We start from the raw sequence: 14,464 nt of genomic DNA on the forward strand, positions 1-14,464 counted from the left end.
TAAAACCCCAAATAAAAGCGGCGGTGCTTCGCACCGCTGCTTTTATTTGGGGCAAAATGAAAACCTTCATAATGGCGAGTTTGCTTTACTAGAGGATAATTCACGATAAACTTTAACCTAAAAGAATTTTTAAAAGGCTTATGCACGGCAAATTCACATTGCATCCCCCCATACGCTTTGGAACTGACGGTTGGAGAGGCATCATTGCCGATGACTTTACCTTTGATCGCTTAGCCGCAGTTGCCCCGATCGCTGCTCATATTCTCCGTGAGACCTTTGGTGCGTCAGGTAGTAACACAATTATTGTGGGATACGATCGCCGCTTCATGTCTGATGCTTTTGCCAAACGTACTGCTGAATCCGTAGCCGCGATCGGTTTTGATGTCTTACTTGCCGATGACTTTGCCCCGACACCTGCGTTTAGCTGGGCTGCCTACGATCGCAAAGCTTTGGGAGCTTTGGTAATTACAGCTAGCCATAACCCTGCTAACTATTCGGGCTTAAAAATCAAAGGTGCATTCGGTGGCTCAGTATCCCCAGATGTGACCGTAAAAGTTGAGGAAATTTTAGAGCGTGGTGATTTTGTCTATGAAAGTCCTCATCTTGACAAAAGAGTAGGCAAAATCGAAACCTTTGACGCATGGGCAAGTTATTGTGAGGCTTTGCGGGGCAAGGTAAATATTGAAGCGATCAAGAATGCGATCGCAGTGGGAAAGTTGACCGTATTCGCAGACGTAATGCATGGAGCCGCCGCAGGTGGTTTAGCAAAAATTTTAGACTTGCCATCTGCAACCCAAGCCAATTTAATTGAAATCAACAGCGAGACTGATCCGCTCTTTGGTGGTGGAGCGCCTGAGCCTCTCCCTCGCTATATTGCTGAGCTATTCCGTCAAGTTAAAACCTATCACCACGATCATCCAGAAAAAACTTTAGTGGGATTTGTGTTTGATGGGGATGCCGATCGCATCGCTGCAACTGATAGCGAAGGCAATTTCTTAAGTTCGCAAATTCTCATTCCCATTCTATTGGAACATCTCGCCAAAAATCGTGGCTTTAAGGGTGAACTGATTAAAACCATTAGTGGTTCTGATTTAATGCCTAAAGTCGCGGCTCTCTTCGATTTGCCAGTTTATGAAACTCCTGTTGGATACAAGTACATTGCTGAAAGAATGCTTTCGGGAATTCCTTGCCTATTGGGAGGTGAAGAGTCGGGCGGTATCGGCTATGGCAATCATATTCCTGAACGTGATGCTTTATTGTCGGCTTTATATGTGCTAGAGGCGATCGCTGAATCTGGAAAAGATTTGAGCATTCTCTACAGTGATCTCCAAAAGCAGACTAATTTTGTTTCTCATTACGATCGCATTGATAAGAAGCTCTCAGGTATGGCGGCGCGTGAGAAATTAGTATCTACTCTTCAACAATTTTCATTGACTGAAATTGCTGGGCGCAAAGTAATAGATGCTAAGGCTCCCGATGGCTTTAAGTTCCGTTTAGCAGATGGAAGTTGGCTATTAATTCGTTTTAGTGGTACTGAACCTCTATTGCGTCTCTATTGTGAAGCTTCAACTCCTGAACTTGTGCATAAAACCCTCAACTGGATTTCTAACTGGGCTGAACAATTCAACTAAAAAGAAGGGGCGTTTTACGCCCCTTCTTTTTTGTATAGCTATAGCCACCTGTATCAGGACAAATCAAAACCCAAATAGTGTGAGGCGGCGCGAAGCGCCGCCTCACACTATTTGGGTTTTATGTCCTAACAAGAATGGCGACAGCTATATTAACAAGCTTCAGCTTCTAAGGCACAACGCAATGTTGATAGACCTTTTTTGAGTTGGCGCGAAATTGTGACTGCACTTACTCCTAACATTTTAGCAACTTCTCTTTGAGGAAGATCTTCAATAAAGACAAACTCAACGATTTCTCTAGTGCGTTGCTCTAAGAGAGACAGTGCTTGTTGCAAGCGGAACTTCTCATCCTGTTGTAGTTGCATATTACTTCTAGGATCTGCAACCAAATCACCGATAGAGGAAGAATCATCTTCTTCAGAACGGATCGGTGCATCAAGGCTTAGGGGAGCGCGATTTTGACAGGCGAGTTTTGCTTCTTGCCATTCGCTGAGGGTTATGCCAAGAGCATTAGCTACTTCCTTTGCCGAAGGTTCTCTTTGCAAGGTGTTACGCAATTTTTGCATTACTCGTACTGATTGCTGTTGCAAATCCATCCAACGGCGAGGGATGCGTACTGATGAGTTTTTGTCCCGTAGATAATGCTGGATTTCGCCGCGAATGTAGCGCACGGCAAAGGAGCTAAAGGCATAGCCGCGATTTAGTTCAAAGCGATCGACTGCACCGATTAGACCCAACGCGCCCACTTGTAGTAAATCATCATATAGTTCTGAATGCCGATCAGCCCAGAAATGCACTTCTTTTTTGACTAGACCAATATTTAAGCGCACGATGCGATCGCGTAGGTATGCCGATGGTGCTTTGCGATATTGCTTGAGTAATTCGAGGGTTGTAGTTTTGTCCGCCGCCGAAAACTCACGTACTTTATGGGTGGTGATGCTGGACTGAGTAGGAATATCAGATAAAAAAGTGAGTGTTGCGGTGGTCATAGTTTTTGCCCTGAACTAATCAAGCTGGTTCATTAAGTCATGAAGAACATTTACTTGTTTCAATGTACTTAGATTAGTGGCTTAAGGAGAGATCGTCACCTTGCAGGCTGTTAGGGATTTTTTGATTTTCCAAATACCTAACACCTAACAGGTTGTTAGGTGTTAGGTTTAGAAAGAGCTAGAATTATATTGAAGACTTTGATTTTATGCTCATTTAGTTTTATTTACTTGAGATGTTGTTATACCAATTCACGAAAGTGTGACAACACTTTTGTGAATTAAAAACCAAATCCAGTAAGGGTTTTAGAAACACAAAATGGCGTAGCCATTTTGTGTTTTGGTATTAGACATCTGGGGGCAGAAAGTTGGTCAAATTAGAGAATATTGATGGATTCATCAAAATTTAACGAATTGCTTAGGCTTCAAATTAACATTAGTTTCCAATTAGTGAGCTTCTAGCTATGGACAATTTACGACCTCAATCTATAACTGCGCCGCAGTTACTGGATTGTGCTGAAGTAACGACTGCGATCAATGTTTTAATTGTGGACGACTCGGAAAGCGATCGCGTTAGTTACTTGCGTTATTTGCAATCAGACTCAGAGCGCTCTTATCGGATTATCGAGGCAGAAACGTTAGAAGAAGGGCTGGAATTGTGGCGATCGCAGCACCCAGATGTTGTATTACTGGATATCAATCTGCCCGATGGCGACGGCTTGGAATTTTTAGAAGCTATTGGTAATGAGCAATTAATCAATAAATTGCCTGTGATCATGTTGACGGGATCGGGAGATGAGCGAATAGCTGTACGAGCGATGAAATTGGGCGCGGCGGACTATTTGGTAAAAGGGGATGTAACAGCGGTTTCGCTTTTAACCTGTATCGCTCAGGTGCAAGAAAATAGTTTACTCATCCAGCAACTTTTGCGATCGCAAAAGCAGCAAACGGTAATTGCCTCAATGGCGCTGCATATTCGGAGAGCGCACACATTTGAGGCTGTCTCCAATACGATTGTCCAAGAAATACGCAGCTTTTTAGTTGCCGATCGGGCGATCATTTACCGATTTAATCCCGATATGAGTGGAAAAATTGTTGCCGAGGCGGTTATTTCACCTTGGGAGTCATGCTTAAGTGCTCAAATTGAAGATACTTGCTTTCAGGAAAATCTTGGTGGGGAATATCAAAGGGGTAAAGTCTTTGCGGCGAATGATATTTATGAAGCTAACCTGACGGAATGCCATATTCAACTCCTTGAAAGATTTCAGGTAAGTGCCAATCTCGTCGCCCCCATCTTGCTTAATGGTATGAATACCCTGTGGGGCTTGCTGATTGTGCATCAATGTGATGCTCCCCGCCAATGGCAAGAAGAAGATATTCAGTTATTGCATCAGCTATCCATACATTTAGCGATCTCCTTATATCAAGCCGAACTCTATCAAAATCTGGAAAGCCTGAATTCCTCGCTGGAAGAGAAAGTACAGGAACGGACTAAAAAACTACAATTGCAATCCCAAGTTTTAGAAGAGATTCATGATGGTGTGGTGACAACCGATCTCAATGGCACAATTCTCAGTTGGAATCTTGGCGCAGAGAAACTCTATGGCTATACAGAGGCTGAGGTGTTAGGACGGAATGTAGCCTTTATGTATGAAGATGCTGAAGCTCTAGGAGCAGAGGTGATTGTGCCTCTGTTAGATAAGGGTAGCCATGCAACCGAAGTTGTTATCTTTTCTAAATCAGGAAAACGCATCTACATTAGCTTGCGACTTTCTGTGGTCAAAGATGAACAGGGCAACATTACCCATTTGATTGGTTGTGCTAATGACATTAGCGATCGCAAACGTGCCGAACAAGAACTTCAGCAACTCAATCAAGAGCTAGAAACCAAAGTCTTAGAACGCACCCAAGAACTAGCACAGGTTAACAGTCTCCAACTAGCTATCCTAGAAAGTGCTAATTACGCAATCATTTCCACCGACTTAGATGGCATCATTCAGACTTGTAATCATTCCGTTGAAAGGATGCTGGGTTATAGTGCCTCAGAACTGATTGGCATCACACCTGATATACTCCACGATCGCCAAGAGATAATTGACAAAGCCGCATCTCTCTCTGCTGAACTGGAGCAGGATATTCCTGCTGGGTTTGAAGTGTTTATTGCCAAATCCCGTCGAGGTATTGTTAGTGAACAAGAATGGACTTATATCCGCAAAGATGGTTCTCGCTTTCCTATATTGTTATCAGTCACGGCTCTTAAGAATGACAACCAACAAATTATAGGCTTCTTAGGTATTGCGAAAGATATTACTCAGCGAAAACAAGCAGAAGAAGCGCTAAGAGCAAGCGAACGGCGTTTTGTATCTTTGGCAGCAGCAGCTCCTGTAGGAATTTTCCGTATTGATCAAAACAATAACTGTACCTATGTCAATGAATTTTGGACTCAAATTACAGGACAAGAAGCCGATGTCGCTCTAGGCTATGGATGGCTGGAGACCATTCATCCCGATGATCAAGAGCAAATCCATCAGAAATGGACTCAAGTTCTCATTCAACAAGCACCTTATCAAGGTGAGGGAAGAGCCATCAGACCAGATGGAACAATTAGTTACTACTATTGCCAAGCCTTACCTGAAATTGATGAAGATGGTAATTTTATCGGCTACATTGGCACATTAACCGATATTAGCGATCGCAAACAAGCGGAAATCCAGCTAAAGCATATTAACGAGGAACTACTTCGCGCTACCAAGCTCAAGGATGAATTTCTTGCCAACATGAGCCACGAACTCCGCACCCCACTAAATTCGATCTTAGGGCTGTCTAACGTTCTGGGAGAGCAGGTTTTAGGCTCACTCAATGAAAAGCAATTAAAGGCGATCGGTACAGTCGAGTCAAGCGGCGAACATCTTCTCTCCCTAATTAATGACATTCTCGATCTATCAAAAATCTCATCAGGGATGATGGAACTAAATGTTGAATCAGTCTTAGTCAAAAATCTCTGTGATTCTAGTCTGGTCTTTGTCAAACAGCAAGCATTTCAAAAGCAAGTGCAAATTGCTAGCAACATTCCTAAAAATATAAACAAGATCAATGTCGAAGAGCGTCGCATCAGGCAGGTTTTAATCAATCTGCTCACCAATGCCGTCAAATTCACTCCCAGTGAAGGGCAAGTAAATCTTCTAGTTGCAGTTGGTAGAGGCGATACATGGCAAGGAGAGGCGACAATTCCCCAGCGCATCAAACTGATGAATTCACCGATGATCGTATTTCAAGTCGTAGATACTGGCATTGGTATTGCCGCCAACGATCTACAACGACTCTTTCAGCCCTTCGTGCAAGTTAGCAGCAGTCTCAATCGTCAGTACGAAGGCACTGGTTTAGGGCTAGCCCTAGTCAAGCAGATTGTCGAACTACATGGCGGTCAGGTCATGGCTGAGAGTGAAGTCGGCAAAGGTAGCTGTTTCTCAGTTGCCCTACCCTATGAAATGTCCCACTCTAGCGCTCCAGAATCCCCAACAGTTTCGACAACTTTACCGCCAGTGGTCATAGATCCTGATAATGCGCCGCTGATTTTACTCGCCGAAGATAACGAGGCAAATATCCAAACCTTCTCTTCTTATCTGACCGCAATCAACTACCGCATAGTGACTGCCAGAAATGGAGAAGAAGCCGTTGCTATGGCAAAAGCAGAAATCCCTGACATCATTCTCATGGATATTCAAATGCCAGACATGGATGGATTAGAAGCGATCGCTCTAATTCGTGCTGACGCATCAATTGCCGCAATTCCGATAATTGCCCTGACGGCTCTTGCGATGGAAGGCGATCGCGAAAGATGTCTAGCGGCGGGAGCCAATGAATATCTGTCTAAACCCATCAAGTTCCGTCAACTTAATTCCGCAATTCAGCGAATTTTGACATAGATTTAATCGCCCCCTAGCCCCCAATTCTGGGGGAACAAGAAAATAAAATTCTTTCAAAGTCCCCCCAGAATTGGGGGATTTAGGGGGCTAAACAACTAGATCTTTAAACGAAATCCTAAGTATTATTTGATTTTTAAATAGTTTCTTAAGCTTAAATTGAGATACAAAAATTTTTTGTGAGATAATTAAAGAAGATGCGTTAATAATTATGAAATAAATACAAGTCATCTTATGGCTGATCAACTCTTGCAATCAAATATAACCCTGTTGATAGTCGATGGCTCGGAAAGCGATCGCGTAATTTACTCACGTTATTTGCAATCAGACGTAGAGAAAAACTATCACATTATCGAAGCGGAAACGTTAGAAGCAGGGCTAGAAATATGCCGATCTCAGCCGCCTGATATTGTACTGCTCGATCTAAACTTGCCATATGGCGATGGCTTGGAATTTCTAGAAGCTATAAATATTGATCATGCAGGAAAGCGTTTTCCAGTGATTATGTTGACGGGGCAGGGAAATGAAGAAAAGGCGGTAAATGCCATGAAATTAGGGGCGGCTGACTACTTGGTGAAAGGGGATATCACGGCAAAACTGCTCACTATTACGGTTAATCATGTATTGCGAGAATCTGAGCTAAGTCGTCAACTTTCGCGATCGCAACAACAGCAAATATTAACCTCCGAAATCGCACTGCGGATTCGCGAATTTCTAAATTTAGAAGATATCTCAAGAGCCATTGTTAAAGAGGTGCGTCAATTTATTAAAGCCGATCGCGCTGCTATCTATAAATTCACCCCAGATATGAGTGGCAATATGGTTGCCGAAGATATCGTCGCCCCTTGGCAGTCTTGCTTAAATGTGCAAGTTAACGATTCTTGCTTTCTCGGAAATCTTGGTGATGCATATTGCGAGGGCAGAATTTTCGTTGCTAATGATATTTATGCGGCTAACTTGACAGCCTGTCATCTACAACTGCTCGAAAGATTTCAAGTCCGCGCCAATCTGGTAGTGCCGATCCTGTTGCCAAATGAGAACAAACGCATTTTATGGGGGCTGCTAATTTTGCATCAATGCTCGTCTCCAAGAATTTGGCTAGAGTCAGATGTTCAGCTAATTCAACAGCTAGCGGTGCAGCTATCGATTTCTATTAAACAAGCGATCGCCTATCAAAAAGTTGAAAATGAATTAGCAGATCGCAACCGCACCGAGCAAGAACTACTAAAACTCACTCAATCTCTAGAAGTAAAAGTCAGAGAACGCACCCAAGAACTATGGCAAGTTAATCAACTATTACAAACCGTCCTTGATGCTATCCCATTGTCTGTATTTTGGAAAGATCGCCAATCTATTCTTTTAGGATGCAATCAACTATTTGCCATAACTAGTGGAAAGAACTCGCCCTTGGAAGCAATTGGTAAAAGCGATTTTGATCTTGCCTGTACCGAAGACGAAGCTCTTGCTTATCTTGCTGACGATCGACAGGTGATGGAAACTGGCTTAGGGAAACTGAATATTGAAGAGCATATTACCTTGACATCTGGTGAGCAGCAATGGATACAGACTAATAAAGTTCCTCTACGAGATGCTTCGGGGAATGTGGTAGGAGTGGTGGGGACGTTTCAGGATATTAGCGATCGCAAACAAGCCGAATTGAAACTACAGATAATAAGCGATCGCCTAGCTTTGGCACTCAGTTCTGGAGCGATCGGCTATTGGGAATGGGATATTGAGCAGAACTCTCTTGCTTGGGATGCTCAGATGTATAAACTGTATGGAGGTGCAGAAGCAACTAATTCCCGTATGGCTTACGAGACTTGGGCAAACACAATCCATCCCGACGATCATAAAGCTACTGAAACTTTACTCCAAGAAGCAGTTTTAGGGCTTACCGATTATGACTGTGAGTTTCGAGTCATTCATCCCGATCACAGTATTCACTTCATCAAAGCCTATGGAAAGGTTGAAAAGAACGCGCAAGGTAAGGCTCAAAGTATGATTGGGGTTAACTTTGATATTAGCGATCGCAAACAATCAGAAAGTCAGTTAAAACTAGCTAATCAAGAACTTCTCCGTGCTACCAAGCTCAAGGACGAATTTCTCGCTACCATGAGCCACGAACTACGCACACCGCTAAATTCCATCTTGGGACTATCAGAATCTCTTAAAGGCGAGATTTTGGGTTCAATAAACGACAATCAATTAAAGGCGCTCTCTATAGTCGAGTCAAGTGGCGAACATCTGCTATCACTGATCAATGACATTCTCGACCTATCAAAAATCTCATCAGGCATGATGACCCTAGATATGGCATCAGTCCCAGTCCAAAATCTCTGTGATACCAGTCTGCTCTTCGTCAAACAGCAAGCATTTAACAAGAGAATCCAAATCCATAGCAATATTCCTGCTCATATAAACAACATCAATATCGATGAACGTCGCATCAAACAAGTATTGATTAATCTGCTCACAAATGCCGTCAAATTTACTCCCTGTGAAGGAAAAATCAATCTCTTTGTTGCGATCGGTAGCGGCGATACATGGCAGGGAGAAGCAACAATTCCCCAACGACTTCAAGACATGAATTCACCGATAATCCTATTTCAAGTAGTAGATACGGGCATTGGTATCTCTGCTAAGGATTTGCAAATGCTCTTTCAGCCCTTTGTACAGGTCGATAGCGCCCTTAATCGTCAGTACGAAGGCACTGGTTTAGGGCTAGCCCTAGTTAAGCAAATTGTGGAACTGCATGGCGGTCAGGTCATGGTTGAGAGCGAAGTTGGAAAAGGTAGTCGCTTTACCGTCGCCCTACCCTATGAAATGTCAGAATCTAATGCGATCGCCCCTGTCCTAACTTCGACCACTTCATCATCACTGGCAATAGCTCCAGACAATGCACCGCTTATTTTATTAGCAGAAGACAACGAAGCAAATATCCAAACCTTCAGTTGCTATCTGACAGCCATCAATTACCGCGTCATCATCGCTCGCAATGGTCTAGAAGCGATCGCCCAAGCCAAAGCCAACCTGCCCGATATCATCCTCATGGATATTCAAATGCCTATTATGGATGGGCTAGAAGCAACTAAGCAAATCCGTCTCGATCCTAACTTGGTTAACATTCCCATCATTGCGCTCACGGCTCTAGCAATGGAAGGCGATCGCGAAAGATGTCTAGCCGCAGGAGCCAATGAATATCTCGCTAAACCCATCAAGCTCCACCAACTTAATTCCGCAATTCAGCAAATTTTATCAAAACTTTTGTGACTTAAAACTGATGTTACGTGTAAGGAGGATTGCCCTCACCCCCCAGCCTCCTCTCCCAGAGCTACAGTGTACACACAAGTCTAGATTTTGTCTGCACACATCGAGAACGCCCTGCACTCAAGTGCGGGCTAAGAGCTAAAACCCGTTAAAACGGGTTGATTTTGTTCAGTCATTGTCAGTCATCTTTAGATGACTTTAGCTTTTAGCCAAGAACTTGAGTTCTTGGTGACTTGTGTGTACACGGTAGTCTCCCAGAGTGGAGAGGGGGAGCAAAATCCAGAAAATTCTTGTCCCCTAGCCCAAAGGGCGAGGGGCTAGGGGTGAGGGGCTTAGAAACTTCCACGTAACATCAGTTAAAAAACAAACCTAGCAAAATTTTGAGGCTTAAAAAATAGCTAAATAGCTAATTATAGCTGTCGCCAAGTGTATAAGAACATAAAACCCAAGAAGAGAATGGCGGCGCTTTGCGCCGCCATTCTCTTCTTGGGTTTTGCTTTTGTCCTAACACAATCGACGGCAGCTATATAATTAAAACCCAAACCCAGAATCCTCTCCCGCCCGCGCATCGGGCGGGAGAGGATTCTGGGTTTTAAGGTTACTTATGCCTAGTTACTTACTATTTTGTGAATTTGTAAAAAGTGTCGTAGCATAATTATATGATTGATAATAATGGAATAGGCATCGATGTAGTGAATGACTAATCAACTCTCGCAAACTGTTACCTTGTTGATTGTCGATGATTCGGAAAGCGATCGCGTCACTTATTTGCGTTATCTGCAATTAGACTCAGAAAATACTTACAACATTATCGAAACAGAAATGTTAGAAGAAGGGCTGGAAATGTGGCGATCGCAGCAGCCTGACATTGTTCTGATCGATCTGAATTTGCCCGATGGCGATGGCTTAGAATTTCTAGAAGCAATTAATGTAGATAACGCCAGAGATCGAGTTCCTGTGATTATGTTGACAGGACAGGGAAATGAAAAAATGGCTGTAAATGCCATGAAATTGGGGGCGGCTGACTATTTCGTTAAAGGGGACATTACAGCGAAATCGCTCACTACTACGGTTAAGCAAGTACTTCGCGAAACTTTGTTAAGTCAGCAATTACGGCGATCGCAACAACAGCAAATATTAATCTCCGAAATCGCACTGAGGATTCGCGAATCTCTGAACTTAGAAGATATCTCGAATGCAATTGTTAAAGAGGTGCGTCAATTTATAAATGCCGATCGCGCCACTATTTATAAATTCACCCCTGATATGAGTGGCACAATTGTTGCCGAAGATATTGTCTCCCCTTGGCTGCCCTGCTTAAATATGCAGGTCGAAGATACTTGCTTTCTTGAAAATCTTGGTGGCGCATATCGTGAGGGCATGTTTTTTGTTGCCAATGATATTTATGCTGCTAATTTGACAGATTGCCATATTAAACTGCTGGAAAGGTTTCAAGTACGCGCCAATCTGGTAGTACCGATCCTCTTACCAAGTGTAGAACAGCAAACTACTTTATGGGGTTTGCTAATTTTGCATCAATGCTCAGCTCCAAGGATTTGGCAAGAGTCAGATATCCAGCTACTTCAGCAGTTATCAGTGCAGTTGGCAATCGGCATTAAACAAGCGATCGCCTATCAACAAGTTCAAACCGAGTTGACAGAACGCAAACGAGTTGAGTTATCACTCTTAGAGCACCAAGCAGAGCTAGAAGAACGCAATAATTTGTTAGAGATAACAAGTGCGGACTTGGAATGTAGTGTGGAAGAATTGAGGGTCACTACGGAAGACTTGATCGCGCAGCATCGACAACTAGAATACGAACAGATCCGCTACCAAAACTTATTTAACTTTGCGCCTGATGGTTATCTGGTGACAGATATAACAGGTCGAATAGGAGAAGCAAATCAAGCAATCTTAGATCTGCTTGCCATTAGCCATGAGTCTATTTTAGGGAAACTCTTTTCTAGCTTTATTGACTCTGATCATGTGGAACTTTTCTATAACCAATTTACGGCTCTATTATCTCAAAACAAGTTAGAAGTAACTTGGGAACTTATCATTGCTCCTTGTCGGGGCAAACCTTTCCCTGCCGAAATTGTCGCAACTAAAAATATTAGTTCTGACTCGAATAATGTTCAACTGTTATGGATAGTTCGTGATATCAGCGATCGCAAACGCGCCGAGCAAACGCTACAACAACTTAATCAGTCCCTCGAAACAAAAGTCGCAGAACGAACCCAAGAACTAGGGCAAGTTAATCAACTATTACAAACTGTCCTTGACTCTTTCCCATTGGCTGTATTTTGGAAAGATCGCAAAGCAATTCTTTTAGGATGTAACCAACTATTTGCCACGATATATGGGGTGAATTCCCCCTCAGAGTTGATTGGTAAAAGTACTTTTGAGGTTTGCTGTAACCAAGATGAAGCTCTAAATTATATTGTTGACGATCAACTGGTTATGGAATCTGGCATAGCGAAACTAAATATTGAAGAACCGATTACTATGCCATCTGGCGAACAGCAATGGTTACAGACCAATAAAATCCCTTTGCGAAATGCAGATGGGAATGTAATCGGAGTGATGGGAACTTTTCAGGATATTAGCGATCGCAAACGAGCAGAAATTGCCTTGCAACGTAGTGAAGACCGTTTTCGGCGAATGTTTGATTCTAGCGTCGTTGGTATGCTCTTTGCTGATTTTCAAGGACATATTACCGATGCCAATGATCGTTTTTTAGAGATGCTTGGCTATACCAGAGAAGATTTCCAAACTGGGGCGATTGATTGGATGGCGATGACTCCTCCTGAATACCTAGAGAAAGACTATGCTTGTATGGAAGATTTGATCAAATATCGTCAAATTGATCCTTGGGAAAAGGAATATTATCGCAAAGATGGTAGTCGTATCCCTATCATCATTGGAGCAGCTTTATTGCATGGTACGGATAATGAAACCATCTGTGTGATTCTAGATATTAGCGATCGCAAAAATGCCGAAGCAGTCTTGAGAGCAAGTGATCAACGTTGGCAATTTGCCTTAGAAAGCGTTGGTGATGGCATTTGGGACTGGAATGCTCAAACCAATGAGGTCTTCTTCTCCCAGCAATGGAAAGCCTTGCTGGGATATGCGGATGATGAAATTGAGAATAGATTTGAGTCATGGGAAAATCTCGTCCACCCTGACGATATTGCTCAATCCTACGAGGATATCAATAAATGCCTCAATAGGGAAACTCTCTTTTACGAAAACGAGCATCGGCTACGATGTAAAGATGGTAGCTATAAATGGATCTTAGCCCGTGGCAGAGTGTTTGAGTGGGATGTCAATGGTCATGCATTGCGAATGATGGGTACACATACCGATCTAAGCGCTCGCAAACAAGCTGAAGCCCAACTAAAACATATTAACGAGGAACTTCTCCGCGCCACCAAACTCAAGGATGAATTTCTCGCTAATATGAGCCACGAACTCCGTACACCGCTAAATTCTATCTTAGGAATATCAGAATCTCTTCAAGAGGAGATTTTAGGCTCACTGAACGAAACACAATTAAAGGCGATCGCTACAGTCGAGTCAAGCGGCGAACATCTGCTATCCCTGATTAATGATGTTCTCGATCTATCAAAAATCTCAGCAGGGATGATCGAACTAGACATTGAATCAGTGTCAGTCATAAATCTCTGTAGTTCTAGTCTAGTCTTCATCAAGCAGCAAGCATTTAACAAGAGAATCCAAATCCATAGCTCTATTCCTCCACTTATAGATAACATCAACATCAATATTGATGAACGTCGTATCAAGCAAGTATTGATAAACCTGCTGACAAATGCTGTCAAATTTACTCCAAATGAAGGAAGGATCACTCTGCTCCTAGCCGTCGGTAGCGGTCATACATGGCAGGGAGAAGCGACAATTTCCCAACGACTTAGAGATATGAGTTCGCCGATGATTGTATTTCAAATTGTTGATACTGGCATTGGTATTACCCCCAACGATTTACAACGACTCTTCCAGCCATTTGTACAGATAGATAGCGCCCTCAACCGCCAGTACGAAGGCACGGGCTTAGGACTTGCCCTAGTCAAGCAAATTGTCGAACTGCATGGTGGTCAAGTCACGGCGGAGAGTGAAGTTGGCAAAGGTAGTTGCTTCACATTTGCGCTGCCCTATGTTCCGTCTCAGCCTATCGCTTCCAAATCTAAACCAATTTCCACAGATTTACAAGATTCGCTCCCACGGGACGTACAGCCTGAAAATGCGATCGCGCCACTTATTTTACTCGCCGAAGATAATGAAGCAAATATCCAAACCTTCATCTCTTATCTAAACGCCATTAATTACCGTGTCATCGTCGCCAAAAATGGAGAAGAAGCAGTTACCTTAGCGAAAGAAAATTCCCCAGATATCATTCTCATGGATGTGCAAATGCCAATTATGGATGGGCTGGAAGCAACCAAGCAAATTCGTCGCGATCCTAACTTAATTAATACTCCCATCATTGCCCTAACTGCTCTGGCGATGGAAGGCGATCGCGATCGATGTCTGGCAGCAGGAGCTAACGAATATCTCAGTAAACCGATCAAACTCAAGCAACTTGCAACTGTAATTCAACAACTTTTATCGTCGCTTTAACTTTGAATTTTGATTAGAGGAAGCA

The 14,464-nt window shown here is 43.1% G+C and carries 5 protein-coding genes; 4 read left to right on the forward strand and 1 reads right to left on the reverse strand.

Features of this window, described 5'->3' with window-relative positions; translation table 11 throughout:
* Positions 1-140: 140 nt before the first annotated feature.
* Positions 141-1,631, forward strand: coding sequence for a phosphoglucomutase/phosphomannomutase family protein (locus tag H6G05_RS19035; RefSeq protein WP_190580370.1), 1,491 nt, complete (start codon positions 141-143; stop codon positions 1,629-1,631).
* Positions 1,632-1,780: 149 nt separating this feature from the next.
* On the opposite strand, the gene H6G05_RS19040 is transcribed toward H6G05_RS19035, so the two are convergent.
* On the reverse strand, positions 1,781-2,617 hold the full coding sequence (locus H6G05_RS19040; protein WP_094529758.1) for a sigma-70 family RNA polymerase sigma factor: 837 nt from the start codon (positions 2,615-2,617) through the stop codon (positions 1,781-1,783).
* Positions 2,618-3,078: 461 nt separating this feature from the next.
* Here H6G05_RS19040 and H6G05_RS19045 point away from each other — a divergent pair, with 461 nt between their 5' ends.
* The 3 genes from H6G05_RS19045 (at position 3,079) to H6G05_RS19055 (ending at position 14,439) form a co-directional block, all read left to right on the forward strand.
* Positions 3,079-6,540: a PAS domain S-box protein gene (locus H6G05_RS19045; protein WP_190580372.1), complete on the forward strand. Its 3,462-nt coding sequence runs from the start codon at positions 3,079-3,081 to the stop codon at positions 6,538-6,540.
* A 231-nt stretch (positions 6,541-6,771) separates the two neighbouring features.
* Positions 6,772-9,807 (forward strand): response regulator, encoded by a 3,036-nt coding sequence (locus tag H6G05_RS19050; protein WP_190580374.1) that lies wholly within the window; start codon positions 6,772-6,774, stop codon positions 9,805-9,807.
* 693 nt (positions 9,808-10,500) lie between these two features.
* Entirely contained in the window at positions 10,501-14,439 is a 3,939-nt protein-coding gene (locus H6G05_RS19055; protein ID WP_190580375.1) for a PAS domain S-box protein, read from the forward strand.
* Positions 14,440-14,464: the final 25 nt, after the last annotated feature.

Source organism: Phormidium tenue FACHB-1050 (assembly GCF_014696925.1).
In the GTDB taxonomy this organism is placed as follows: Bacteria; Cyanobacteriota; Cyanobacteriia; order Pseudanabaenales; family Pseudanabaenaceae; genus Pseudanabaena.